Raw genomic sequence first — 25,978 nt, 5'->3', positions numbered from 1 at the left:
CGGGCACCTTCCCGGGTCGAGCGAGCGCGCCGTCCCACCCGCCCCTGCAGGTCGAGTGAGCGCTGGTCGAGTGAGCGCTTCGTCACGCGCGTAGCTGGGCGGCGCCTCGGCCTCAGAGCGAGCGCTGGTACGCCGCGAAGGCCTTCGTCGCGAGCCAGCTCATGATGGCGGCGAGGGCTGCGAGAGCTCCGAGGCGGGGCCACACCGCGGCCCAGTCGGTCGCGGACGACAGCGCCTCCCGGCTCACCACGACAGCCCAGTCGAGGGGGTTGTACGTCGCGACGGTCTGCAGCCAGGACGGTGCGAGCGCTGGGTCCATGATCGCGGAGGAGACGAACGCCAGCGGAAGCGACAGCAGCTGGCTGATGCCGATGAGCGCGTTCTGGTCCCTGGCGAGCAGGGCGACCGCGTTGCTCAGCGCGGCGAACACGATCGTCAGCAGCACCGCCGCAAGGAAGGTCAGGAGTATGCCGGGGAGCGGGTTGTCGAAACGGGCGCCGGCGGCATACGCGATGACGACGATCACGGACGTCTGCACGATGCACGTGATGCTCTGGTAGGCGATGGTGCCGTTCATCAGGGCGCCGCGACGCACGGGGGAGGCGAGCAGGCGGTCCATGACGCCGAGGTTCATGTCCTCGATGTACTGCGTGCCCGCCCACGCCGCCGAGAACAGCGCCGTCATCATGACGACCCCTGGCGTGAGGAACTCGAGGTACGACTGGCCGCCGGCCCCGAAACCTGGAATCTGCACTGCACTCTGGAACAGCGCTCCGAACAGCAGCAGCCAGATGGCGGGCTGCACGAGAGTGATGACGACGAAGGCCGGCTGGCGCACGAGCGAGCTGACCGACCGCCTCGTCATGAGGGCCGAGTGCGTCACGAGCGTGGTCACGATGCCACCTCCTCGAACGCGCGGCCGGCATGGCGCAGGTACACGTCGTCGAGTGACGGCCGGGCCAGCGTGGCGGAGCTGACGTCGATGCCGCCCTGCTCGAGCACCGCCAGCGCGGTCGGGATCACGCTCGCGCCGCGGTCGGCCCGGGCGCGAACCGTGCGTCCCTCGTGGACTATGTCGACGAGAGAGTCCAGCTGCGAGAGTCGCTGTGCTGCAACGGATCCCGATGCCGGGTCGGCGAGCTCGAAGACGAGGCTGTCGCCTCGGAGCTCGCTCTTGAGCTCATCCGGCGAGCCGTGGGCCACGAGCCGGCCGTGGTCGACGATCGCGAGCCTGTCGGACAGGTGGTCGGCCTCGTCGAGGTAGTGGGTCGTGAGCAGCACCGTCATCCGGTCCACGGAAGCCATGCGTGCGATCTCGGCCCACATCTCGGCCCGAGCCTCTGGGTCCAGGCCGGTCGTCGGCTCGTCGAGGAAGAGCACCGCCGGCCGGTTGACGAGACCGATGGCTACGTCGAGCTTGCGGTTCATCCCGCCGCTGTACGTCTTCGTGAGGCGGTCGGCGGCCTCGGCGAGCCCGAACCGTTCGAGCAGCTCGTCGGAACGGTGCCGCGCGTCGGTGTGGCTCATGCCCTGGATGCGGGCGGCCATCTCGAGACTCTCCCGACCCGTCATCAGGGGTGCGGCGCTCGGCTTCTGTGACACGAGCCCGATGGCGTGGCGCACGGCCGAGGGATCGGCGAGCACGTCGTGACCTGCGACCCGGGCGGCGCCCGAGTCCGGTCGGGAGAGCGTGGAGAGGATGCGGACGGTCGTCGACTTGCCGGCGCCGTTCGGCCCGAGCAGGCCGAACACCTCGCCGGACCGAACCCGAAGGGTGAGTCCGTCGAGGGCGCGAACGGGCGGCTTGCGGCGCCCGGCCGAGTACGTCTTGACGAGGCCGACGGCCTCGATGGCCCAGGTCTCGCCGGGCGGCGGTGAGCTCGGGGTCGCGACCTTGGCGGCCGCGACGGGGTGCTGCGTCATGATGACTCCTTTGGTGGCTCCGCGCGGACGCGCGAGGCGCTGATGGGGGAGTCGGTCGACGCTCCTGCCGTAGGCTCGTGGTGTGCCTTGAGTGCCCAGGTGGCAGGTCGCTTCGACCAGCTCGAGGAATGGCCCTCGGCCCGGCGTTGCCGCGCCGGGTCGAGGGTGCCGGCTCAGTCTCCTGGTGCTGCGGCCGGTGGCTCGCCGCCGGCGCCCAGGGCGTCCAGCTCGGCGAGGATGCGTCCCTCCTCTCCGAGGTAGCGCACGGGATCGGCGAGGATCTGGTCCATCGACTCACCGGAGGCCCTCAGCTCGTGGAGCTTGCGCCAGGCCTTGGCGCCGCCGAGGGCGCCGGAGCGGATGTCGGCTGCGAGCGCAGCGGCATACTCCCGCTCGGCACGCAGCATGGTCTCACGGAAGATGCTCTCCACCAGGAAGATCTCGGGGAGCCCGTGCTCGCGGGACCAGTCGTTGGCGGACTTGATGCTGAGCAGCTCGAGGTCGAGCCGGGTGACCCGCTCGAGCAGCAGCAGCGCCGCCTGGTCGGGCGGGAGCCCGGCCATGAGCGAGAGCGCCGACTCGAGCGACGACGGGTCGTCCGTCGGGGTGCTGAGCAGCTCGGACAGCCAGTCCTCGAACTCGTCGGCGCCGGCGGGCGTGATCGCGTAGACCGTGCGCTCCGGGCGGTTGCCCTCGCGGATCCGCTGCTGCTCGACGATGAGGCCGTGCTTCTCGAGGGCGGCGACGACCGAGTAGAGCGAGCCGTAGTTGAGCTTGATGCTCTTCTCCTTGCCGCGGTGGCGCAGCGTCTGGCTGATCTCGTAGGGATGCATCGGCCGCTCCCCGAGGCAGGCGAGCACCGCCAGGGCCAGTGGGTTGTTGACGCGGCGGCGGGTCATGAGTCCTCCAGTTCGAATACTTGACTCAGAGTATTCGAACTGGAGGCAGGAAGCAAGAGAGGCTCAGGGAAGCGGGGTGGTGTCGTCCTCGAGCGTGTCGACGAGAGCTCGCAGCGTGCTGCGCAGCTCGGCGAGGCGGGCGCGGTCGAGGCCGCTGCGCTCGACGATCGCCCGGGGTATGCCGGCCACCGCCGCCAGGCGCTCGCGCCCAGCGGGAGTGAGCTCGACGCGGACCCGGCGCTCGTCCCCCGGGTCGCGATGGCGGGCGACGAGGTCGGCCGCCTCCATCCGCTTGAGCAGCGGCGACAGCGTGCCTGAGTCGAGGCGCATGAGGTCGCCGAGCTCGCCGACGGTGAGGGCACCGTGCTCGCCGATCGTCATGAGGGCGATGTACTGCGGGTAGGAGAGGCCGTGCTGTTTGAGCAGCGACCGGTAGACGGCGTCGAAGGCTCGCACGGTCGTGTGCATGGCGTAGCAGATCTGGGCGTCGAGCCGGAGGTCGGCAGCCACCGGCGGAGCGGACGCGTCCGGCGAAGCCGTGTCTTGATCCGTGGCCATCGGCGCCGACCGGCGCGTCGCGGACTTGGCAGGACTCATGTGTCGAGCATACAATCCAATTGCGCACAACTCAATTGTGCGCCATAGACCCTAGAGAAGCGGAGCACCATGACCACCGTCACCGACCGTCCCAAGGCCCTCTACGTCGCCTCGGCGACCGCGTCCGGTCGAGAGGGCCGCGCCGTCACGTCCGACGGGCGCCTCGACGTGACGCTCGCCGCACCGCGCGAGCTCGGCGGGACGGGCGAGGGCACCAACCCCGAGCAGCTCTTCGCCACGGGGTATGCCGCATGCTTCGCGAGCGCGCTGGCGCTCGTCGCGCGCCGCCGGAGGGTCGAGGACTTCGACGCCGCGGTGACGGCCGACGTCAGCTTCTCGGGCAACGCCCGTGACGGCTTCGGGCTGGGCGTCATCCTCAACGTGGAGCTCCCGGAGGGCATCGACCCCGACCTCGGCCGCGACCTGGTTGAGACCGCGCACCGCGTCTGCCCGTACTCCAACGCGACTCGCGGCAACATCCCGGTCGAGCTCGTGATCGCGTGAGCGAAGAAGCGATGGACGTGAGCAGCACTGTGCCCCAGTCGATTCCGTCAGCCGGCGAGCGGCCGCGAGAGGTTCGGCTCGAGCGCCGCCCCGTCGGATGGCCCCGTCCAGAGGACTTCTCCATCGTCGAGAGCCTCCTTCCTGCGCTCGGCGCCGGCCAGGTCCGAGTACGCAACGTCGTCATGTCGGTCGACCCGTACATGCGTGGACGGATGAGCGACGCGAAGTCCTACGCCGAGCCCTACGCGCTCGGGGAGGCGATGCACGGAGGTGCGGTCGGCGTCGTCGAGGAGTCCCGCGCCGACGGGTTCGCGGTCGGGGACCACGTCCTCCACGGGCTGGGCTGGCGCGAGGTGTCTGTCGTGGACTCCGGCTCGGCACGTGTCGTCGACACGACGAAGGCGCCCGCGTCGGCGTATCTCGGCGTTCTCGGCATGACCGGCCTCACGGCATACGCGGGCCTGACCCGGATCGCCCCGGTCAAGACGGGCGACGTCGTGTTCGTGTCCGGCGCCGCCGGCGCCGTGGGGAGCGTGGCCGGCCAGGTGGCCAAGGCGCTGGGGGCGTCTCGCGTGGTCGGCAGTGCCGGCTCCGACGAGAAGGTGCGCCACGTGCTCGACGACCTGGGCTTCGACGCTGCCTTCAGCTACCGGGACGGGAAGGTCTCTCGGCTATTGCGGGAGGCTGCACCGGACGGGATCGACGTCTACTTCGACAACGTCGGCGGCGACCACCTCGAGGCCGCCATCGGGTCGCTGCGGCTCGGCGGCCGGATCGCGATCTGCGGCGCCGTCTCCGCCTACAACGCGACCGAGCCCCCGCCGGGCCCCCGGAACCTGTCACGCCTGATCCAGACCCGCGGCACCATCCGCGGCTTCCTCGTCGGCGACCACTACGACCTCGCTGCCGAGTATGCCGCCCGCGCCGCCGGGTGGCTCGCCGACGGGACCCTCACGTCGCGGGAGACGTTCGTGGACGGCCTCGAACACGCGGTAGACGCCTTCCTCGGCGTGCTGCGGGGCGACAACGTGGGCAAGATGCTCGTCCGGCTCTGACTTCCGAGCAAGCGACGACGCCCGCCGCGAGGCGGGCGTCGTTGATGGTTCACGGCGGACGGGGGGCCGACTCCTGTCAGCTCTTGAGCAGCTCCTTCGCCTTGTCCGCCGGCAACAGGTCGTGACGCACCGGCTCGCGGACGAACGATCCAGTGCCGTGCGAGACGGAACGCAGGTCGATCGGGTAACGCGAGAGCTCCGCCTGGGGGACCTCGGCATGCACGACCGTCCAGCCCCCGTCGTCGCCCAGCCCGTCGGCGGGTTCGGTCCCGAGGACCTGCCCACGGCGACCTCGCAGGTCCGACATGACCGCGCCGAGGTACTCGTCCGCCGTCGTGATGTCGACCCGGTCGATCGGCTCGAGCAGGGCCATCGTCGACTCGTTTGCGGCCTCCTTCAGGGCAAGGGCGGCGGCCGTCTGGAAGGCGACGTCGGAGGAGTCGACCGAGTGGGCCTTGCCGTCGGTCAGGGTGATCCGTACGTCCACCACCGGGTGTCCGGTGAGCAGCCCCTTCTCGAGCTGAAGGCGTGCACCCTTCTCGACAGAGGGGATGAACTGGCGCGGCACGGCACCGCCGACCACCTTGTCGACGAACTCGAAGCCCGCCCCTCGAGGAAGGGGCTCGATCTCGATGGAGCACACGGCATACTGCCCGTGGCCGCCGGACTGCTTGACGTGGCGTCCCTGCACCGAGCACTTGCGCACGAAGGTCTCGCGCAGCGCGGTGCGGTAGGGCTCCGCCGTGACGGTCACGCCATAGCGCTCGGCCAGCTGTCCGATGAGGTCGTCGACGTGGGCCTGGCCCATCGTCCAGAGCACGACCTGGTCGGTCTCCGGCGAGTGCTCCATGCGCATCGTCACGTCCTCGGCGACCAGGCGCTGCAGGGCGCCCGCAAGCTTGTCCTCGTCGGACTTGGTCGCTGCTCGGATCGCGACCGGCAGCTGCGGCTCGGGCAGCAGCCAGGGCGCGACGACGGACGGCCGGTCGCTCGACGACAAGGTGTCCGACGTCTCGGCGCGGGTCAGCTTCGACACGAGGACGATGTCGCCCGCGATCGCGGTGCCGCGGGGGCGGTGCGTCTCGATGAACGGGGCGGCCAGAGGGCCGACGCGCTCGTCGTCGTCGTGGCTGGGGTGCCCGGCCACCTCGCGGCCGACGAAGTCACCGAGGTGGCCTGACACGTGCACGGTGTCGTCGACGCGGAGTGTGCCGGCGAAGACCCGGACGAGCGAGAGACGCCCGACGTACGGATCGGTCGTCGTGCGCACGACCTCGGCCACCAGCGGCTGCGATGGGTCGCAGGCGACCCCGCTGATCGCGCCGCCTGCCGGCGTTGTCACGGCGGGCAGAGGATGGATGCCGGGGTCGGGGAACGCGCGCTCGATGAGGCCGAGCAGGTCGTCGACGCCGGCGCCGGTCAGAGGGGCGACAGGCAGGATCGGGAAGAAGGTCCCGTGGGCGATCGCGGTGCGCAGGTCGGCGATGAGGGCGTCGGTCTCGATCACCTCGCCCTCGAGGTAGCGGTCGAGCAAGGTCGCGTCCTCGGACTCCTCGATGACCGACTCGATGAGGGCGTTCCGCGCGTCCTCGTGCTCCGGACCCGCCTCGGTGAGCAGGCCGACCACGTCGGTCACCTCGCCCTCCTTCACGATCGGCCAGTGCGTGGCCTGCGCGTCACCGAACGTGCGGCGGCACACCTCGATCGTGGTGGCAAAGTCGGCGCGGGGCTGGTCGAGGTGCGTCACGGCGACAGCGCGCGGCATGCCGACCGCGGAGCACTCACGCCACAGGAGCGAGACCGGCCGGTCGATGTCGTCGGCGCCCGAGACCACGAAGATCGCCGCGTCGGCGGCGCGCAGCCCAGCGCGCAGGTCGCCGACGAAGTCGGGATAGCCGGGGGTGTCGAGGAGGTTGAGGGTGACGCCGTTGCTCTCGAAGGAGGCAGCGGTGAGGCTCGTCGTTCGCACGTGCTCGGGTGTGCCGGAACGCTGTCCGGGCACCCTTGCTGCGACGAGAGCCTCGAAGAGTGCGGTCTTTCCGGCCCCGCCGGGACCGACCAGCACAACGTTGCGGATGTCCTGCGGCGAGGCGGGGTTGGGGGCCGCAGGAAGTTCTGATCTGCCGGTTGCTCGCGCCATGACCCCACCTTTCTCCTGTTAACAGCCGGTTACAAGATCCCGGCGTCGTGTGCCGTCGCACACGCGTCGTGGCCGCGCCCCTGGACGCTGACCGGCCGGCTCTCCGGTGGCGTCGGACCCCTCGTGAGGACCGGGGGGAAGGGCACGGATGAATGGATGTGCGCGCCGTCGGTGACGGGTGACAGGCTTGGCGTCATGAACCTGGGGGCCTACCGACCGGTGCTCGCGAACCGCGACACCCGCAACGCTCTCGTGCTCGGGTTCTTCATCCGTGTCCCGATGTGGGCCGGTGCCGTCATCCTCACGCTGCACGTCGTGACCTCGCTCGGCCGCAGCTACGGCGAGGCCGGCCTTGTCACGGCGGCCTCGACCCTGGCCGTGGCCATCTCGGGTCCCTGGCGCGGGCGGCTGCTCGACCGGATCGGCCTGCGGCGGACCGTCGGGCCCTCGCTCGTCGTCCAGGTCGTGTGCTGGTCGATCGCCCCGTGGGTCTCCTATGCGCCGCTCATCGCGTTCGCCGCGCTCGCGGGCCTGTTCGTCGTGCCGACGTTCTCGATCCTGCGCCAGGTCATCATCCGGTCGGTGCCGAGCGACCAGCGCCGGACGGCGCTGTCCCTCGACTCGTCCGCCACGGAGCTGTCGTTCATGGCCGGCCCGGCCATCGGGGTGTGGCTGGCGACGGCGTGGGACACCGGGTGGGCGCTGCTGGTCTGCGAGCTTGCCTCCGCGGCCGCCGGGTTCGTGCTGTGGCTCGTCAACCCGCCGCTGCGGTCGGCGACCCCCGAGCACCCGGCCGGCGACCCCGCCGCCTCCGGCGAGGAGCTCGGCGAGGGCGCGCGTGCGGAAGTCATCGCCGACGGTGCCGTGTCCGATGCCTCGGTCGCCGTCGAGCCGCCTCACGGGCGCGCGTTCCGCGGCTTCATCACCATCGGCGTCGCGGCCGTCTACCTCGCCGCTCTGTGCTCGACCCTGGTCCTCAGCGGCACCGACGTGTCCATCGTCGCGGCCCTGCGTTCCTTCGGGCAGACGAGCTCGATCGGCTGGGTCCTGGCACTCTGGGGCGCCGGCTCGCTCGTCGGCGGCCTCGTCTACGGCGCCTGGCACCGCTCGATCTCGGTCTTCTGGCTCCTCGCCGGTCTCGCGGCCACCACGGCCCCGGTCGCGCTGGCGAGCGGTGTTCCGGCCTTCGCGGTGCTCATCACCATCTCCGGCCTGCTCTGCGCGCCGACGATCACGGCTACCGTCGAGCAGCTGAGCCGGCTCGTCCCGGAGCGCCACCGCGGCGAGATGATGGGCTGGCACGGCTCCGCCATGACGGCCGGGTCGGCCATCGGCGCACCGGTCGCCGGCTTCGCGATCGACCACGGCGGGTGGCAGTGGGGCTTCGTCGTCGTCTCCGCCCTCGGCGTGGTCATCGCCGGCCTCGGTCTGCTCGTGTCGCGCCGCCGCCGCGGCCCGTCCGATGTCTCCAGCGGGCCGTCGGTGCGCGTCGTCGATTCGGACCACGTGGTCCCGGCTGCTAACATGGATCACTGACCAGCCGTCATCCCGCACCCGCCACGCGCGGAGGCGAGAAGACGGAGTGCAAGAGAAGCTCGCTTCCACCCGCGTCGACCACACGGTTGCCGGGTCAAGGTCCGCTCGTCGGAGCAGCGCCCTCGTGGCGTCAGACCGGCGAGCCGCGTGCCGCGAAGGCATCCTTCGCCACGCGTCACCTTGGGCTCCTCGTGCACGCACGGGGAGCCTTTCTCGTTGTGGTCGGCAAGCACGACGCAGTACCCCGTAGGTCACACCATTCATCAAACTTAGGAGCACCACATCAGCGAGCCTCGCATCAACGAGCGCATCCGGGTCCCGGAAGTGCGTTTGGTTGGCCCTAACGGCGAGCAGGTCGGCATCGTTCGCGTCGAGGACGCGTTGCGTCTGGCGGAGGAGGCGAACCTCGACCTCGTCGAGGTCGCCCCGATGGCCAAGCCGCCTGTCGCCAAGCTCATGGACTTCGGCAAGTTCAAGTACGAAGCCGCCATGAAGGCACGGGAAGCACGCAAGAACCAGGTCAACACCGTCATCAAGGAGATCAAGCTCCGTCCGAAGATCGACCCGCACGACTACGGCACCAAGCGTGGCCACGTCGAGCGCTTCCTCAAGGCCGGCGACAAGGTCAAGGTGACGATCATGTTCCGTGGGCGCGAGCAGTCGCGACCGGAGCTCGGGCGTCGTCTGCTCGAGCGGCTGGCCGAGGACATCTCCGAGCTCGGCTATGTCGAGTCGGCCCCGAAGCAGGACGGCCGCAACATGATCATGGTGATCGGGCCGACGAAGAAGAAGGCGGAGGCCAGGGCCGAGCAGCGACGCGCACGCGACCGCGCTGTCACCGAGGCACCCACCGAGGCACTCACCGAGGCACCCACCGAGGCACTGACCGGGGCACCCACCGAGGCACTGACCGGGGCACCCACCGAGGCACTCCCCGAGCAGCAGACCGGCACCATCATCGCCGAGGCGCCGGCCGCAGAGCAGAACGACGAGGCCACCGCGGCCGCCGAGTAACAGGCGCCCAGTGACTTCCGGCGGGCCTACCGAGCAGATCGACAGGCCCGCCCCACTGACCACGTACGTCCCCGTACGCACGCAACACGAAGGAGATCGGCCACCATGCCGAAGATGAAGACGCACAGCGGTGCGAAGAAGCGGTTCCGACTGACCGGCAAGGGCAAGGTCATGCGGGAGCAGGCCGGCGGTCGCCACCTGCTCGAGCGCAAGTCGTCGCGCTACACCCGCCGCATCGCCGGCGACGTCGAGGTCGCGCCGGCCGACGCCAAGAAGGTCAAGAAGCTCCTCGGCAAGTGAGCCGAGACACCCAACCATCAGCATCTCGCTGAGCAACCGGGTCCGTCTCGGTAAGCCAGCAGTACCAAGCACTGCGTCACGCAGAGAAGGAGTATTCACGTGGCACGCGTGAAGCGGGCGGTCAACGCCCAGAAGAAGCGTCGCGTCGTCCTCGAGCGCGCGAGCGGCTACCGCGGGCAGCGGTCGCGTCTCTACCGCAAGGCCAAGGAGCAGGTCACCCACTCGCTGGGCTACGCCTACCGTGACCGTCGCGCCAAGAAGGGCGACTTCCGTCGTCTGTGGATCCAGCGGATCAACGCTGCGGCCCGCGCCAACGGCATGACGTACAACCGGTTCATGCAGGGCCTCAAGGCCGCCGGTGTCGAGGTCGACCGCAAGATCCTCGCGGACCTCGCCGTCAACGACGCGCCGGCCTTCACCGCCCTCGTCGAGCTGTCCCGCGCGAATGTCGCCGCGGCTGCCGACAAGGCCGGCGACGCCGCCTGAGGTCGACCCCCGACCTCACGCCGTCACAGGCACACGACATCACCGGGCGCCGGGACACCCCGTGCTGACCAACACCCGTTCCGACCGGGTCAAGGCAGTGCGGGCGCTGTCCCGGCGCTCGGCGCGTTCGCGCACCGGCGAGTTCCTCGCCGAGGGTCCGCAGGCGGTCCGTGAGGCGGTTGCCTTCCGTCCTGAGCTCGTGCGTGACGTCTATGTCACGCCCGAGGCGGCCACCCGGCATACCTCCATCGTCGCGTCGGCAACGGCCGCGCGACTGTGGGTGCACGAGGTGAGCCCCGAGGTGCTCGCTGCGATGTGCGACACCGAGTCTCCTCAGGGCATCGCCGCCGTATGCCGGATGCTCGACGTCCCGCTCGACGTGGCCCTCGCGGACCTGCCGCCCGACGCGCTCGTGTGCGTCCTGACGAACGTCCGTGACCCGGGCAACGCGGGCACGGTGATCCGCGGCGCCGACGCCGCCGGCGCCGATGCCGTCATCGTCAGCGACGCGAGCGTGGATATCTACAACAGCAAGGTGGTCCGCTCGACCGTCGGCTCGCTGTGGCACCTTCCGGTCAGTCTCGGGGCGACCGTACCTGAGATCCTGGCCGCTCTCCGCGAGCGCGGCGTGGCCCTGCTCGCGGCCGACGGCTCAGGGTCGACGCTGCTGCACGACGCGGACCTCGCCCGCCCCCACGCCTGGGTGATGGGCAACGAGGCCTGGGGCCTGCCCGAGCAGGTGCGCGACGCCTGCGACGACGTGGTGCGCGTGCCGATCTACGGACATGCCGAGTCGCTCAACCTCGCGATGGCGGCCACCGTGTGCCTGTACGCCTCTGCCGAGGCCCGTCGCACTCGTCGTTGAGCACCCAGCCCGGGCGCACGTCGCTATCCTTCCCAACATGACCTCCGTCGACGGAGCCGGTGATCACCTGCCCGAGTCGGCGGCTGGGATGGCGCCGGTCGGGATGCTGGGAGAGCTGCTGCCGGACGGGCTCGTCGTGGTCGGTGGTGACCGCAGGATCCGGTTCGTCAACCGCGAGGCCCTCCGGATCCTCAGGTGCGAGCGCGCCGACGTGGAGGACCGCCCCCTGCTCGAGGGTCTCCCGTTCACGGACAAGTACGGGCGTGACTGGTGGGCGCACACGGATCCCTGGGGAGGCTTGACGTCGAGCCCGGGCCACCGGGAGAAGCTTCTCGTCGCGCCCAAGGGCCATGACGTGCTCGTCACTGCCCGCTACATCCACTCCAACAGGGACGACCGGCTGGAGCGAGTCCTGATCGGGCTCCGTGATGCCGAGGCCAGGCAGCGCGCGGAGCGAGACCAGGCGACCGTGCTGTCCACCGTGGCGCACGAGCTGCGGGCCCCGCTGACCTCCGTCACCGGGTTCACGAGCAGCCTGCTCCGTCGATGGGACCGCTTCACCGATGAGCAGAAGCGGCTCATGATCGAGACCATCGAGGCGGACGCGAAGCGCCTGACCCGCCTCATCACCGAGCTGCTGGACATCTCCCGCCTCGACTCGCACAGCCTCAACCTGCGGCTCGGGCCGGTGGATCTTCAGGCCCTGCTCAAGACGCACGTGGTGCGGCACGAGCTCGGCCGGTCTAGTGGTGCGGTCCAGCTGCGGCTGGGGGAGCGGGCCACGACGGAGGGCCTTCCGGAGATGTGGGCCGACACCGACCGCCTCGAGCAGATCTTCTTCAATCTCATCGAGAACGGCCTCCAACACGGGGACGGCCGGGTCACGGTGACGCTCGAGCGTGACGGGCCCATGGGCACGGCGACCGAGTCCGTCGTGGTGCACGTCGACGACGAGGGCGAAGGCATCCCCCCTGCGGACCGCGAGAAGATCTTCGGCCGGTTCTGGCACGGCCCGTCCAACGCGAGCACCGGCCTTGGCCTGTACGTGGTGCGGGGCCTCGTCGAAGCCCACCAGGGTTCGGTCGTCGCCGACCAGAACGACGCCGGTGGCGCGCGGTTCGTCGTGCGGCTGCCGTCCGGGGTGCCCGACGTCGTCGGCTCGTAGCCCACGAGAAACGGCTCGACGCCGCCCCTAGACTGTTTCGCACGCCCGCCCGACCTGTCGTGGCGGGCCGTCCTCGCGGGCACCCAGTGCGCCGACGGGCCCAGCGAACCACCCAGAACACTCAGAACGAACCAGCCGATCCCAGCACCAGCCAGCACCGACCCCGAACCTTCCCCGACGAGAGCAGCGAACGCACGCCGATGTCCGGACCTAACACGAACTACGACCCAGTCGAGGTCTCAGCGCTCGACCCGGCCAACATCGAGGCCGCCGTGGCGGCCGCCCTGGCCGCGATCGCCGGGGCGACGAACCTCGACGAGCTCAAGACTGCGCGACTCGAGCACCAGGGCGAGAAGAGCCCGTTGGCCCTGGCCAACCGAGAGATCGGCGCTCTTCCACCGAGCGCCAAGGCCGAGGCGGGCAAGCGGGTCGGCGAGGCCCGCGGTCGCGTGAGCCAGGCTATCTCGGCCCGCCAACGGGAGCTCGAGGCCGAGCGGGACGAGCGCATCCTGGTCGAGGAGCGCGTCGACGTGACCGTCCCGACGGACCGCCGCCAGCGCGGCGGGCGACACCCGATCGAGCTGGTCGCGCAGCGCCTCGCCGACGCCTTCGTCGGCATGGGCTACGAGGTCGCCGAGGGGCCGGAGCTGGAGGGGGAGTGGCTCAACTTCGACGCCCTCAACCTCGGCCCAGACCATCCGGCACGGCAGATGCAGGACACCTTCTTCCTCGACCCGGTCGACTCGGGGATGGTCCTGCGCACCCACACCTCGCCGGTGCAGATCCGCAGCATGCTGACCCGCACGCCCCCGATCTACATCGTGGCTCCCGGGAAGGTCTTCCGCACCGACGACCTCGACGCGACGCACACGCCCGTCTTCCACCAGATCGAGTGTCTCGCGGTCGACAAGGGCCTGACGATGGCGCACCTGCGCGGCGCCATCGACGCGTTCGTGCGGATCATGTTCGGCGAGGACACCCGCACCCGGGTGCGCTGCTCCTACTTCCCGTTCACCGAGCCGTCGATGGAGACCGACTTCGTCTGCTTCGTCTGTCACGGCGAGGCCGCGCCGGGCGAGTGCCGGACCTGCGGCGGGTCAGGCTGGATCGAGCTGGGTGGCTCGGGGATGGTCAACCGCAAGGTGCTTCGCGCCTGCGGCATCGACCCCGACGTCTACTCGGGCTTCGCCTTCGGGCTGGGAATCGAAAGGGCACTCATGCTGCGCCACGGCGTCCAGGGCATGCACCAGATGGTCGAGGGCGACGTCCGGTTCTCGCAGCAGTTCGGGAGGGTGGTCTGACATGCGCGCACCACTGACGTGGCTCGCCGAGTACACCGATCTCGCGCCCGGTGCCAGAGGTGCCGACGTGGCCGCTTCGCTCGTGTCGGTCGGCCTCGAGGAGGAGGACCTCCACGGCGGCGACATCACCGGTCCGGTCGTCGTCGGGCGCGTCCTCGAGTTCGAGGAGCAGGTCCAGAAGAACGGCAAGCCGATCCGGTTCTGCGTGGTCGACGTGGGCGAGCACGGCCAGATGGAGACCGAGGGCATCCACCAGGAGATCGTCTGCGGCGCGACGAACTTCGAGGTGGGCGACCTCGTGGTCACGTCCCTGCCGGGTGCGATGCTGCCCGGGGGCTTCCACATCAGCGCCCGCAAGACGTACGGCCGCATGTCCAACGGCATGATCTGCGCGGAAGACGAGCTCGGGATCGGGCACGACCACTCGGGCATCATCGTGCTGCCTCGGCTGCTCGGCGCCGACCACGTGGCGGGCGTCCAGCCCGGTGACGACGCCATCGCCCTGCTCGGCCTGGGCGAGGAGACGATCGAGGCGAACGTCACGCCCGACCGCGGCTACTGCTTCGCGGTGCGTGGGCTCGCTCGTGAGTACTGGCACAGCCAGGGCAGTCCGACCGGAGGGTTCCGCGACCCGGTCGACATCGACACCCCGGACGCCAACGGCGACGGGTACGACGTCGAGCTGAAGGACGAGGCGCCGCTCGACGGCGCCGACGGCTGTGACCGCTTCGTCGCCCGGGTCGTCCGGGGCGTCGACGCGTCGCGTCCCTCGCCCGCCTGGATGCAGAAGCGCCTCGCCGAGATGGGCATGCGACCCATCAGCCTCGCCGTCGACGTGACCAACTACGTCATGCTCGCCGTGGGCCAGCCGCTGCACGCCTATGACCTTGACCAGCTCCGCGGCCCGATCGTCGTGCGACGCGCTCGCCTCGGAGAGACCCTCACGACGCTCGACGACGTCGAGCGTGCCCTCGACGCCGAGGACCTGCTCATCACCGACGGAGGCGAGCACGTGCTCGGCATCGCCGGCGTCATGGGCGGCGCATCCTCTGAGGTCACGGCGACGACGACGAACGTGCTCGTGGAGGCGGCCCACTTCGACCCGACCTCGATCGCGCGGTCCTCGCGGAGGCACAAGCTCGTCACCGAGGCGTCCAAGCGGTTCGAGCGTGGCGTCGACCCCCAGGCGTCGGCGGCTGCCGCGCAGCTGGCCGTCGACCTTCTGGTCACCCACGGCGGAGGTGCTGCCGACCCGGGCGTGACGGATGTGGACCGCACGACGAGCCCGGCGGCATACCGCCTCGACGTCACTGAGCCGACCCGGATCGTCGGGGTCGACTACTCCCGTGACCGGGTCGTGCAGATCCTTCGGGACCTCGGCTGTGAGGTGGCCGACACGGGCGACCCGCGGTACGTCGACGTGACGCCACCGTCGTGGCGGCCTGACCTCGTCAACGACTCGCCGGGGCCGGACTACGCCGAGGAGGTCGCGCGGATCGACGGGTACAACAACATCCCGTCGGTGACGCCGACCCCGAGCGAGGGGCATGGGCTCACCCATGGCCAAGAGGTCCGGCGCGTTGTCGCGGATGCGCTGGCGGGCGTAGGTTTCACCGAGGTCCTGACCTACCCGTTCGTCTCCGAGGAGCTTGCGGACCAGCTGATGCTGCCGCCCGACGACGACCGCCGACTGGCCGTGCGCCTGGCCAACCCGCTCTCTGAGGAGCGGCCGCTGCTGCGCACGTCCGTGCTGGCGAGCCTCGTCGACGCCCTGCGACGAAACGTCTCACGCGGGCACAAGGACGTCGCGCTGTTCGAGCTCGGGCTCGTCTTCCGGCCCCACGGGCCGCTCGGCCGGGCTCCGATCCCGACGGTGTCGGCACGACCCTCGGACGACGCGCTCGAGGAGCTGTATGCCGCGGTCCCCGCCCAGCCGCGCCACGGTGCGGTCGTCGCGAGCGGGCTGGTCGAGCAGGCCGGCTGGTGGGGTGACGGGCGAGCCGCCGACTGGAGTGACGCGGTGGAGGCCGTGCGCAGTGTTGCCGCAGCGCTGGCTGTCTCCGTGCGAGTCGACAACGACCCCGGCCACGCGCCGTGGCATCCGGGCCGATGTGCACGGATCACGCTCGAGGACGGCACGCTGGTCGGGCACGCGGGCGAGCTGCACCCCAAGGTGCTGGCGGCGCTCGACCTGCCGGCCCGCACGGTCGCGGCCGAGTTCGACGTCGATGTGCTGACCGAGGCGAGCGACCGGGCCGTGCAGGCTGTGGAGTTCTCCACGTTCCCGCCGGCGCTCACCGATATCGCGTTGCTCGTGCGGTCCGAGGTCGCGGCCGCCGACGTCGAGGACGCGCTGCGGGCGGGCGCCGGGGAGTCCCTCGAGTCGGTGACGCTCTTCGACGTCTACGAGGGCGAGCGGATCGACGCGGGCCACCGGTCTCTGGCGTACCGGCTGACGTTCCGCGCGGCCGACCGGACGCTGACGACCGACGAGGTCAACGGCTTCCGCGACGCGGCGGTCGCGGCCGCGGCCTCGGCCACCGGAGCCATCCAGCGCTGACGCCTCGCCCCGCAACACACCCGGAAACCGTGGGCTCCGCATAGTTGCAACTATGCGGAGCCCACGGCTTCCGGGTGTGTTGCCTCTGGGGTTGGGATGCAGGACTATGCATCGATGTGTATAGTCATGCATTGTGATCAGGGCAGCAGTTGCGGGGGCGAGCGGCTACGCCGGAGGAGAGATCCTTCGGCTGCTGCTCGCCCACCCGCAGTTCGAGGTCGGCGCCGTCACGGCGGCCAGCAGTGCGGGTGAACGACTCGGGGGCGTCCACCCGCACCTGCGCCCATTGGCCGACCGCGTCATCGAGGAGACCAACCTCGAGACGCTGTCGGGCCATGACGTCGTCTTCCTCGCGCTGCCGCACGGTCACTCGGCCGCGCTCGCGGCCCAGCTGCCCGACGACGTCGTGGTGGTCGACTGCGGCGCCGACCACCGGCTCGACTCCGCCTCGGTCTGGACGACCTTCTACGACACGCCGTATGCCGGCTCGTGGCCGTACGGCCTCCCCGAGCTCCCAGCGCCCGACGGCAGCACGCAGCGGGACCGCCTCTCGGGTGCTCGCCGGATCGCCGTCCCGGGCTGCTACCCGACCGGCATCTCGCTGGCCCTCGCGCCGGGACTCGTGGCCGGTCTGCTCGAACCCGACGACATCGTCGTGGTCGCCGCGTCCGGCACGTCGGGAGCCGGCCGGTCTCTGAAGCCGCACCTGCTCGGGAGCGAGGTCATGGGCTCGATGTCGCCCTACGGGGTCGGGGGAGTCCACCGCCACACCCCCGAGATCGAGCAGAACCTGTCGCGGGCAGCGGGCCAGCCGGTGACCGTGTCGTTCACGCCGACCCTGGCGCCGATGCCCAGGGGCATCCTCGCGACGTCCACCGCACGTCTGCGCGCTGGTGTCGACCCGTCCCAGGTCCGGACGACCTGGGAGAAGGCGTATGCCGCTGAGCCCTTCGTCCACGTGCTTGCCGAAGGGTCGTGGCCGGCGACCGCGAGTGTCGTGGGCAGCAACAACGTCGACCTCCAGGTGGCTGTGGACGAGCGTGTCGGCCGGGTGGTCGTCGTCTCGGCCGTCGACAACCTGACCAAGGGCACCGCCGGTGCCGCCGTCCAGTGCGCCAACCTCGCCCTCGGCCTCGACGAGACGCTCGGGCTTCCCCGGACGGGGGTGGCGCCATGACCGGAATGACGTCCCAGGCGACCGTGCAGCTGCCCCAGGGGTTCCGCGCTGCGGGCGTCACGGCCGGGCTCAAGGCCAGCGGCAGGCCGGACCTCGCGCTCGTCGTCAACGACGGCCCGGACCATCACGCGGCCGCCGTGTTCACCAGCAACCGTGTGGAGGCGGCGCCGGTGACCTGGTCCCGGCGGGTGGTGTGCGACGGCCGGGTCGATGCCGTCGTGCTCAACTCGGGCGGCGCCAATGCCTGCACGGGAGCCCAGGGCTTCCTCGACACGCACCGCACGGCAGAGCACGTTGCAGCCACTCTCGGGGTGTCCGCGGGCGACGTCGTCGTCTGTTCGACGGGCCTGATCGGCGAGCTGCTTCCGATGGACAAGCTCCTGACCGGCGTCGACGCGGCCGCTGCGGCACTGTCGCCCGAGGGCCACACCGACGCTGCCGTCGCGATCATGACGACCGACACCGTCCACAAGGTCGCGACCCACGTGGGTGCAGGCTGGTCGGTGGCCGGGATGGCCAAGGGGGCAGGCATGCTCGCCCCGGCCCTGGCCACGATGCTCGTCGTCATCACGACCGACGCCGTCGTCACCGTCGACGATCTCGACGCCGCCCTGCGCGCGGCCACGGCGGTGTCGTTCGACCGCATCGACTCAGATGCCTGCATGTCGACCAACGACACCGTCGTGGTGCTGGCCTCGGGCGCCTCGGGCGTCGCAGCCGACCGCGAGGAGCTGACCCAGGCTCTGACTGACGTGTCGAGCGACCTGGCGCGACAGCTCATCGGTGACGCCGAAGGAGCGTCGCACGACATCGCCATCGAGGTGTGCAACGCAGCCACGGTCGACGACGCTCTCGAGGTCGCCCGGGCGGTCGCCCGCAACAACCTCTTCAAGTGCGCCATCTTCGGCAACGACCCCAACTGGGGGCGCGTCCTGGCAGCGGTCGGCACGACCGAGGCGGCATTCGAACCTGCCGCCCTGGACGTGACCATGAACGGCGTCCAGGTCTGCCGTGCGGGTGGCGTCGGCGAGGACCGCACTCTCGTCGACCTCGCGCCCCGCGAGGTGCACGTCCTCGTCGACCTTCATGCCGGCGCGCAGACCGCGACCGTATGGACCAACGACCTCACCCACGACTACGTCCACGAGAACTCGGCCTACAGCACATGACCGCACACTCGACATCGGGCCCGACCTCGCCCGCCCTGCCGGCCCACCAGAACCTCCGCGGCCTCATCGATGCCGCCGCGATCCGGGTGGCCGGCGCCAAGGCCGCGACACTGGTCGAGGCCCTGCCCTGGCTCGAGCGCTTCCGTGGGGCGCTCGTCGTCGTCAAGTACGGCGGCAACGCGATGGTCGACGAGGCGCTGAAGGCCGCGTTCGCCGAGGACATCGCCTTCCTCCGGTATGCCGGTCTGCGGCCGGTGGTCGTCCATGGTGGCGGTCCCCAGATCAAGGCGATGCTCGAGCGCGTCGGGCTGGAGAGCGAGTTCCGGGGCGGCCTGCGCGTCACGACCCCAGAGGTCATGGACATCGTCCGCATGGTGCTGACGGGCCAGGTCGGGCGCGAGCTCGTCGGCCTGCTGAACCAGCACGGCCCGATCGCCGTCGGCCTCTCCGGCGAGGATGCCGGGCTGCTCGGCGCCCGTCGGCGCGGCACCGTGGTCGACGGCGAGGAGGTCGACCTCGGCCTCGTCGGCGATGTCGAGAGCGTGAACCCCTCGGCGATCATCGACATCCTGGACGCCGGCCGGGTCCCCGTGGTGTCCACCGTCGCCCCGGACCTCGATGTCGAGGGCCAGATCCTCAACGTCAACGCGGACACCGCGGCCGCGGCCATCGCCGTCGCCCTCGGCGCCGAGAAGCTCGTGGTGCTCACCGACGTGGAAGGCATCTTCGCGGACTGGCCGGATCGTGGCTCGCTCCTGTCGACCATCGACGTCACGGCGGCCAAGGCACTGCTGCGGCGGGTCGACGAGGGCATGGTGCCCAAGCTGGAGGCGTGCATCCGAGCCGTCGAGGGGGGCGTTCCCCAGACGCACGTCGTGGACGGCCGCAAGCCGCACTCGATCCTGCTCGAGATCTTCACCGACGAGGGCATCGGCACGATGGTGCTTCCCGACATCAGGTCCACGCCATGACATGGCTGTATGTGATTTCACCTCCGGCGCCTGATGGGCGTTGCCTTCCTCCGCTCCGCTCGCTCGTTCCTCCCACGCAGAGCGTCGGACCCAGCTCGCTGCGCTGCGTCCAGGCAACGCCGGCGCCGCGTGCTTCTCAGGATGGTGACTTCGCATGAGTACCGGTAGTGAGCTTCTCGAGCGCTACTCCAGCGCGATGGTGCAGGTCTTCGGCACCCCGCAGCTGGTCATCGCCTCCGGCCACGGTTGCTGGGTCACCGACGTCGACGGCAAGCGATACCTCGACCTGCTCTCGGGGATCGCCGTCAACGCGCTCGGCCACGGGCACCCGGCTCTCGTTCAGGCCGTTGCCAAGCAGGCCGAGTCGGCGATCCACGTCTCCAACTTCTTCACCTCGGAGCCGGCGATCCGGCTCGCCGAGCGCCTGCTCGTCCTCTCGGGCGCCCCGCACGGCTCGGGCGCCTTCTTCGCCAACTCCGGGACGGAGGCCACCGAGGCCGCCATCAAGCTGTCCCGCCGCACCGGACGGTCCAGGATCGTGGCGCTCGAAGGATCCTTCCACGGGCGGTCCACGGGTGCGCTCGCGCTGACCCACAAGGCGGCCTACCGGGAGCCCTTCGAGCCGCTCATCCCGGGCGTCGTCTTCGTGCCACCCGGCGACGAGGTGGCGCTGCGAGCCGCCGTGGACGACACGACGGCGGCCGTCTTCCTCGAGCCCATCCAGGGCGAGGCCGGGGTGCAGGAGCTGTCGGACAACTATCTGCGAGTGGCCCGCGAGGTGACCCGCAGCCACGGCGCCCTCCTCGTGCTCGACGAGATCCAGACGGGCGTCGGGCGCACGGGGGACTGGTTCGCCCACCAGCGCTCGGGCGTCGTGCCCGACGCCATGACGCTGGCCAAGGGGCTCGGCGGCGGCGTGCCGATCGGGGCACTGGTGACCTTCGGCGCCGAGGTCACCGGGATGCTGACCGCCGGCCAGCACGGGACGACCTTCGGCGGCAACCCCCTCGCCTGCGCTGCCGGTCTCGCCGTGCTCGACACGATCGAGCGCGACGGGCTGCTCGAGAACGTCAACCGTGTCGGGGCCCTGCTCGATCAGCTCGACGTTGCCGGCGTCTCCGGGACGCGTGGCCGCGGGCTGCTGCGCGCGGTCGAGCTGGACGGCATACCCTCGTCGGCGGCGATGGTGGCCGCCCGCGACGCCGGCTTCATCGTCAACGCGGTCACCCCGACGGCGCTTCGCCTCGCCCCGCCACTGGTCCTCCACGAGGACGAGCTCCAGGGCTTCGTCGACGCGCTCCCGGGCATCCTGGCGACCGCGGGCGAGGCTGCCTCATGAGCCGGACACAGCGGCAGCGACGCATCGTCGAGCTGCTTCGCCATCACGCGGTCCACAGCCAGGGAGAGCTCGCCGACCTGCTCGTCGCCGAGGGCACGGAGGTGACGCAGGCGACGCTGTCGCGCGACCTCGTCGAGGTCGGCGCCGTCAAAGTGCGCCGCGGTCGCTCGCTCGTGTATGCCGTCCCGGGCGAAGGCGGAGAGGTGGCCGCCGTGGGGTCGTTGGGGGACTCCGCCTCCGCCAGGCTGCGGCGCACCTGCGAGGAGCTGCTCGTGTCGGCGACCCCCGCGGCCAACCTCGTCGTGCTGCGCACGCCGCCGGGCGCAGCGAACTACCTCGCGTCCGCGATCGACCAGACCCGCGACCCGGACGTCGTCGGCACCATCGCCGGCGACGACACCATCATGATCGTGACCGTCGGCGCCAAGCGCGCGACCGCAGTGGCGGAGCGGCTCCAGGCCCTTGCGGGCACTCGCGACTGACACCGGAGGAGACCTCTCGTGACGAACCATTCAGACCCCGACTCGCAGGCTGCGGCGCCGGCATTGCCTGGACGCAGCGCAGCGAGCGGGGAACGAGCGAGCGGAGCGGAGGAAGGCAACGCCCACGAGGCGCCGCGGCACGCGCCGGAGCGAAGGGAGGCGCCAAGCAACGTCGCGCGAGTGAGCCTGTGGGGTGGTCGCTTCTCCGGCGGTCCCGACCAGGCACTGGCGGCCCTGTCGAAGAGCACGCACTTCGACTGGCGCCTCGCCCCGCAGGACATCGCCGGGTCGCGGGCGCACGCCCGCGTGCTCCACGCAGCGGGCCTGCTCACCGAGGACCATCTGATCGGGATGCTCGACGGCCTTGACCGCCTCGAGGCCGACGTCCGGTCGGGTGCGTTCCAGCCGGCAGAGGACGACGAGGACGTGCACACGGCCCTCGAGCGAGGACTCATCGACCGGGTCGGTCCCGACCTCGGTGGGCGCCTGCGTGCCGGTCGGTCGCGAAACGACCAGGTGGCCACCTTGTTCCGCATGTACCTGCGCGAGCATGCCCGAGTCGTCGGTGGGCTCGTCCTCGACGTCGTCGATGCCCTGGTGGCCCAGGCGAGGCAGCACCTCGGTGTCGCGATGCCCGGGCGCACCCATCTGCAGCACGCGCAGCCCGTTCTGCTCAGCCACCACCTGCTGGCCCACGTGTGGGCGCTGCTGCGGGATGTCGACCGGCTCCGCGACTGGGATGTCCGCACTGACGCCTCCCCCTACGGGTCCGGTGCGCTCGCGGGGTCGTCGCTCGGGCTCGACCCGGAGCTCGTCGCCAAGGACCTCGGCTTCGCCCGAGCGGTGGAGAACTCGATCGACGGCACCGCGTCCCGCGACTTCGTGGCCGAGTTCGCGTTCGTGGCGGCGATGACGGCGGTCGACATCTCGCGGATCGCCGAAGAGGTCGTCATCTGGGCGACCAAGGAGTTCTCCTTCGTCACGCTCGACGACGCGTACTCGACCGGGTCGAGCATCATGCCTCAGAAGAAGAACCCCGATGTCGCCGAGCTGGCCCGGGGCAAGGCCGGGCGGCTCGTCGGCGACCTCGCCGGCCTGCTGACGACGCTCAAGGCGCTGCCCCTGGCGTACAACCGCGACCTTCAGGAGGACAAGGAGCCGGTCTTCGACGCCGTCGACACCCTCGAAGTGCTCCTGCCGGCCTTCTCCGGGATGGTGGCGACGCTGACGTTCCACACCGACCGTCTCGAGTCGCTCGCCCCTCAGGGCTTCGCCCTGGCGACCGACATCGCCGAGTGGCTCGTCCGCGAGGGTGTCCCGTTCCGCGTCGCTCACGAGGTCGCCGGCGCGTGCGTGCGCGACTGCGAGGTGCGCGGGATCGAGCTGTGGGACCTCACCGACGACGACCTGGCCCGGATCAGCGAGCACCTGACGCCCCGGGTCCGTTCCGTCCTGTCGGTCGAGGGCTCGCTGGCGTCGCGGGATGCGGTCGGAGGGACCGCGCCGGTCCGGGTCGCCGAGCAGCTCGTCGCGGCTGCGGAGCGCGCGTCCCTCGCACGCACGTGGGTGAAGGCCGACGTCTGATGGGTCGTACGCGTGGGTGAGGGCGTTGAGAACGGGGCGGTGACGCCGCCTGCGGCGGCTACGTTGGCCGCGTGAGCGCCGACGACCGACTGCCGCGCGAGTTCTTCGCGCGCCCCGCCGTGGAGGTCGCCCCAGAGCTGCTCGGGTGCCACGTGGCCTACGGTGGCGTCGCCATCCGGCTGACCGAGCTCGAGGCGTATGCCGGTGAGCGGGACCCCGGCTCCCATGCGTTCCGGGGGATGACCCCGCGCACGAGGCCGATGTTCGGGCCGGCCGGTTTCACTTACGTGTACTTCACGTACGGCAACCACTGGTGCCTGAACCTCGTCGTCGGCGAGACCGGCACGGCCGAGGCGGTGCTCGTCAGGGCGGGTGAAGTGGTCGCTGGACATGAGCTCGTCCGCTCCCGGCGTGGCACGGCGAGCGAGCGCGACTGGGCCAGGGGGCCGGGACGGCTTGGCCAGGCGCTCGCGCTGTCCGGTGCGCAGAGCGGCCTGGACTTCTGCCGGCCGGCGCTCGGGGAGCCGATCGACCTGGTCGTGTCCGGGGCTGGCGTACCCGTGGCTCCAAGCCAGGTCGGCGTCGGGCCGCGAGTGGGGGTGAGCGGGGCGGGTGGCGACGGGACGGCATACCCGTGGCGGTTCTGGATCCGAGACGACCGCCACGTCTCCGCCTACCGCCCCGGCGTCGTTAGGAACCGGCGCCGGTGAGCGAAGCGAGGCGCCAAAAGCATGGCTGCGGCACGCGCCGCAGCGGAGCGAGGCGCCAAGAGCATGCCGCGGCGCCGGCGTTGCCTGGACGTAGCGCAGCGAGTGAGGTACGAGCGAGTGCAGCGGAGGAAGGCAACGCCTGAGGGGCGCCGTGGCACGCGCCGCAGCGGAGCGAGGCGCCAAGAGCATGCAACGCCTGAGGGGCGCCGTGGCACGCGCCGCAGCGGAGCGAGGCGCCAAGAGCATGGCGCCAGCCAGCATGCGGGACCGTCGGCAACCTATTGGCCCGCCGGCGGCCGCGTAGGGCAGGCTGTGCGCGTGGGGAGAGCCCACCTGACGACGAGAGGACACCGATACCCGTGACCGACATCCTGGACGAGCTGCAGTGGCGCGGCCTGGTGGCACAGTCCACCGACGAGGCGGCGCTGCGTCAGGCACTCGCGCAGGGACCGATCACGATGTATTGCGGCTTCGACCCGACCGCGCCCTCACTGCACTTCGGCAACCTCGTCCAGCTCGTCGTGCTGCGGCACTTCCAGCGGGCCGGACACCGGGTGATCTGCCTGGTGGGCGGGTCGACCGGGCTCATCGGTGACCCCAAGCCGACGTCGGAGCGGGTGCTGAAGACGAAGGAGCAGACGGCCGACTGGGTCGCCCGGATCCAGCAGCAGGTGCGGCCGTTCCTCGCCTTCGAGGGCGACAACGCCGCGCTGCTCGTCAACAACCTCGAGTGGACCGCGCCGATCACCGCCCTGGACTTCCTGCGAGACATCGGCAAGCACTTCCGGGTCAACCAGATGGTCCGCAAGGATGCCGTGGCTGCGCGCCTCGAGAGCGAGCAGGGGATCTCGTACACCGAGTTCAGCTACCAGATCCTGCAGGCGCTCGACTTCCTCGAGCTCTACCGCGCCCACGGGTGCACGTTGCAGACGGGCGGTGCCGACCAGTGGGGCAACCTGACAGCCGGGGTCGACCTCGTGCATCGCGTCGAGGGGGCCGGCGTGCACTGCTTCACGACACCCCTGCTCACCGACGCCGCTGGGACCAAGTTCGGCAAGTCCGAGGGCAACGCGATCTGGCTCAGTGCGGAGATGACGAGCCCGTACGCCTTCTACCAGTACTGGATCAACGTCGAGGACGCGTCGGTCGTGAAGCTGCTCAAGGTCTTCACTGACCGGACGCCCGAGGAGATCGCCGAGCTGGAGCAACAGGTCGCCGAGGAGCCGTTCCGGCGCACAGCCCAGAAGATCCTGGCCGCAGACGTCACAACCCTCGTGCACGGCGCTGACGCCACGGCGGCGGTGCAGGCTGCCTCCGAGGCGCTGTTCGGCAAGGGGGAGCTGACCGCTCTTGACGCGCGGACTCTCGACGACGCGACGGCAGAGCTGCCCGGAGCGCAGGTCCCGGTGGGCACGACCATCGTCGACGCCCTCGTGGCGGTCGGGCTCGTCGACTCACGCAACAACGCCCGCAGGGCGATCGGCGATGGCGGGGCGTCGCTCAACAACGTCAAGGTGACCGATCCTGAGCTCGTGCTGGCCGACGACGACTTCCTGCACGGCTCCGTGGCGGTGATCAAGCGCGGCCGAAGGAACCTCGCGGCGGCGCGCAAGGCCTGAACAGGCTCGCCGCCAGCCCTCGGCGCACTCAGAAGGGGCGGATTCCGTTGTGATGCAACGAGATCCGCCCCTTCTGGCGTCCGGAGGGGTCCGCGATTTGTGTTTCGCGCCGGGGCCGGGCTAATGTTCTCTTCGTCAGCCCGACAGGGAGGAACGGACGCCACAGCGGCGGCGAGAAATCGCCCGCGAAGTAGGCCGGTCCCGGGGCAGACACCCAGCCGAAGAGACACCGGTGATCCGGTGCGCTCGGACGTGGGTCCGCCGCCTCAGGCGAGTGCGATCTGACCGCCCTACAGGTGCGGCTCACAGGTTGACTTCCACGGGCGCGGCGGGTAAGTTAGAAGGGTTGCCCCGGAGTCCGGTCGTTTGGCTGGGTGATGGTGTGTGTCCGATTCTTGAGAACTCAACAGCGTGTCAAAAATCGATGCCAATACCTCGTTGCAGGGTCTTTTGGTCCTGCACGATTTTCCTTTGGTTGACAACGAATATTCAGCAGTTATTGCTGGTGTTCTTGCTCGGCTAGTGATTGACCCTTCGTGGGTGTTTGTTTTCAACGGAGAGTTTGATCCTGGCTCAGGACGA

Annotated in this window: 22 protein-coding genes and 1 pseudogene; 18 read left to right on the top strand and 5 right to left on the bottom strand. The window is 70.5% G+C overall.

The window, feature by feature from the left end:
* Positions 1-112: 112 nt before the first annotated feature.
* The 4 genes from ACYVLP_RS20095 to ACYVLP_RS20080 form a co-directional block, all read right to left on the bottom strand.
* Positions 113-895, bottom strand: coding sequence for an ABC transporter permease (locus tag ACYVLP_RS20095; protein WP_460629094.1), 783 nt, complete (start codon positions 893-895; stop codon positions 113-115).
* A complete protein-coding gene (locus ACYVLP_RS20090) occupies positions 892-1,923 on the bottom strand; it encodes an ATP-binding cassette domain-containing protein (protein WP_460629093.1) in 1,032 nt (343 codons plus the stop codon). Before ACYVLP_RS20090 ends, ACYVLP_RS20095 begins: the two co-directional genes overlap by 4 nt.
* A 173-nt stretch (positions 1,924-2,096) precedes the next feature.
* Positions 2,097-2,822: a PadR family transcriptional regulator gene (locus ACYVLP_RS20085; protein WP_460629092.1), complete on the bottom strand. Its 726-nt coding sequence runs from the start codon at positions 2,820-2,822 to the stop codon at positions 2,097-2,099.
* A gap of 63 nt (positions 2,823-2,885) precedes the next feature.
* The gene (locus ACYVLP_RS20080; RefSeq protein WP_460629091.1) at positions 2,886-3,419 is read right to left on the bottom strand and encodes a MarR family winged helix-turn-helix transcriptional regulator; all 534 of its coding nucleotides are present in this window, start codon (positions 3,417-3,419) and stop codon (positions 2,886-2,888) included.
* 69 nt (positions 3,420-3,488) lie between these two features.
* On the opposite strand from ACYVLP_RS20080, the gene ACYVLP_RS20075 reads away from it, so the two are divergent.
* Both ACYVLP_RS20075 and ACYVLP_RS20070 read left to right on the top strand, forming a co-directional pair.
* Positions 3,489-3,923, top strand: coding sequence for an organic hydroperoxide resistance protein (locus ACYVLP_RS20075; RefSeq protein WP_460629090.1), 435 nt, complete (start codon positions 3,489-3,491; stop codon positions 3,921-3,923).
* A gap of 17 nt (positions 3,924-3,940) precedes the next feature.
* Complete coding sequence (locus ACYVLP_RS20070; protein ID WP_460629089.1) at positions 3,941-4,978, top strand: NADP-dependent oxidoreductase; 1,038 nt, start codon at positions 3,941-3,943, stop codon at positions 4,976-4,978.
* 76 nt (positions 4,979-5,054) lie between these two features.
* On the opposite strand, the gene ACYVLP_RS20065 is transcribed toward ACYVLP_RS20070, so the two are convergent.
* Positions 5,055-7,118, bottom strand: a complete 2,064-nt coding sequence (locus ACYVLP_RS20065) for an elongation factor G-like protein EF-G2 (protein WP_460629088.1) — start codon at positions 7,116-7,118, stop codon at positions 5,055-5,057.
* A 195-nt stretch (positions 7,119-7,313) separates the two neighbouring features.
* Between ACYVLP_RS20065 and ACYVLP_RS20060 the strand changes: the two genes are divergently transcribed.
* The 16 genes and pseudogenes from ACYVLP_RS20060 to tyrS all read left to right on the top strand — a co-directional run bounded on the left by ACYVLP_RS20060 (position 7,314) and on the right by tyrS (position 25,396).
* The gene (locus tag ACYVLP_RS20060) at positions 7,314-8,654 is read left to right on the top strand and encodes an MFS transporter (RefSeq protein ID WP_460629087.1); all 1,341 of its coding nucleotides are present in this window, start codon (positions 7,314-7,316) and stop codon (positions 8,652-8,654) included.
* Positions 8,655-8,936: 282 nt separating this feature from the next.
* Positions 8,937-9,557: pseudogene (gene infC / locus ACYVLP_RS20055) on the top strand (translation initiation factor IF-3); the annotation flags it as partial.
* Between the two features lie 216 nt (positions 9,558-9,773).
* Entirely contained in the window at positions 9,774-9,968 is a 195-nt protein-coding gene (gene rpmI / locus ACYVLP_RS20050) for a 50S ribosomal protein L35 (RefSeq protein WP_452268732.1), read from the top strand.
* Between the two features lie 99 nt (positions 9,969-10,067).
* A complete protein-coding gene (gene rplT, locus ACYVLP_RS20045) occupies positions 10,068-10,454 on the top strand; it encodes a 50S ribosomal protein L20 (RefSeq protein WP_452268731.1) in 387 nt (128 codons plus the stop codon).
* A 61-nt stretch (positions 10,455-10,515) separates the two neighbouring features.
* Positions 10,516-11,319 carry a TrmH family RNA methyltransferase gene (locus ACYVLP_RS20040; RefSeq protein ID WP_460629086.1) on the top strand — a complete coding sequence of 268 codons (804 nt, stop codon included), beginning with the start codon at positions 10,516-10,518 and terminating at the stop codon, positions 11,317-11,319.
* Between the two features lie 37 nt (positions 11,320-11,356).
* Positions 11,357-12,484, top strand: coding sequence for a sensor histidine kinase (locus tag ACYVLP_RS20035; RefSeq protein ID WP_460629085.1), 1,128 nt, complete (start codon positions 11,357-11,359; stop codon positions 12,482-12,484).
* Between the two features lie 200 nt (positions 12,485-12,684).
* A complete protein-coding gene (gene pheS / locus ACYVLP_RS20030; protein ID WP_460629084.1) occupies positions 12,685-13,785 on the top strand; it encodes a phenylalanine--tRNA ligase subunit alpha in 1,101 nt (366 codons plus the stop codon).
* Between the two features lies 1 nt (position 13,786).
* Positions 13,787-16,345 carry a phenylalanine--tRNA ligase subunit beta gene (pheT, locus tag ACYVLP_RS20025; RefSeq protein ID WP_460629083.1) on the top strand — a complete coding sequence of 853 codons (2,559 nt, stop codon included), beginning with the start codon at positions 13,787-13,789 and terminating at the stop codon, positions 16,343-16,345.
* Between the two features lie 133 nt (positions 16,346-16,478).
* On the top strand, positions 16,479-17,522 hold the full coding sequence (argC, locus tag ACYVLP_RS20020) for an N-acetyl-gamma-glutamyl-phosphate reductase (RefSeq protein ID WP_460629082.1): 1,044 nt from the start codon (positions 16,479-16,481) through the stop codon (positions 17,520-17,522).
* Positions 17,519-18,691 (top strand): bifunctional glutamate N-acetyltransferase/amino-acid acetyltransferase ArgJ, encoded by a 1,173-nt coding sequence (gene argJ / locus ACYVLP_RS20015; RefSeq protein WP_460629081.1) that lies wholly within the window; start codon positions 17,519-17,521, stop codon positions 18,689-18,691. Before argC ends, argJ begins: the two co-directional genes overlap by 4 nt.
* Positions 18,688-19,662 (top strand): acetylglutamate kinase, encoded by a 975-nt coding sequence (argB, locus tag ACYVLP_RS20010; protein WP_460629080.1) that lies wholly within the window; start codon positions 18,688-18,690, stop codon positions 19,660-19,662. The genes argJ and argB overlap by 4 nt, the downstream gene beginning before the upstream one ends.
* Positions 19,663-19,816: 154 nt before the next feature.
* Positions 19,817-21,001: an acetylornithine transaminase gene (locus ACYVLP_RS20005; RefSeq protein ID WP_460629079.1), complete on the top strand. Its 1,185-nt coding sequence runs from the start codon at positions 19,817-19,819 to the stop codon at positions 20,999-21,001.
* Positions 20,998-21,483 (top strand): arginine repressor, encoded by a 486-nt coding sequence (gene argR, locus ACYVLP_RS20000; protein WP_460629078.1) that lies wholly within the window; start codon positions 20,998-21,000, stop codon positions 21,481-21,483. Before ACYVLP_RS20005 ends, argR begins: the two co-directional genes overlap by 4 nt.
* Before the next feature lie 180 nt (positions 21,484-21,663).
* Complete coding sequence (gene argH, locus ACYVLP_RS19995) at positions 21,664-23,067, top strand: argininosuccinate lyase (RefSeq protein ID WP_460629574.1); 1,404 nt, start codon at positions 21,664-21,666, stop codon at positions 23,065-23,067.
* 71 nt (positions 23,068-23,138) lie between these two features.
* Positions 23,139-23,777 carry a DNA-3-methyladenine glycosylase gene (locus ACYVLP_RS19990; protein ID WP_460629077.1) on the top strand — a complete coding sequence of 213 codons (639 nt, stop codon included), beginning with the start codon at positions 23,139-23,141 and terminating at the stop codon, positions 23,775-23,777.
* A 359-nt stretch (positions 23,778-24,136) separates the two neighbouring features.
* On the top strand, positions 24,137-25,396 hold the full coding sequence (gene tyrS / locus ACYVLP_RS19985) for a tyrosine--tRNA ligase (protein WP_460629076.1): 1,260 nt from the start codon (positions 24,137-24,139) through the stop codon (positions 25,394-25,396).
* Positions 25,397-25,978 lie beyond the last annotated feature (582 nt).

The organism is Intrasporangium mesophilum, from assembly GCF_054783095.1.
This window is presented reverse-complemented; position numbering and strand designations above follow the sequence as displayed.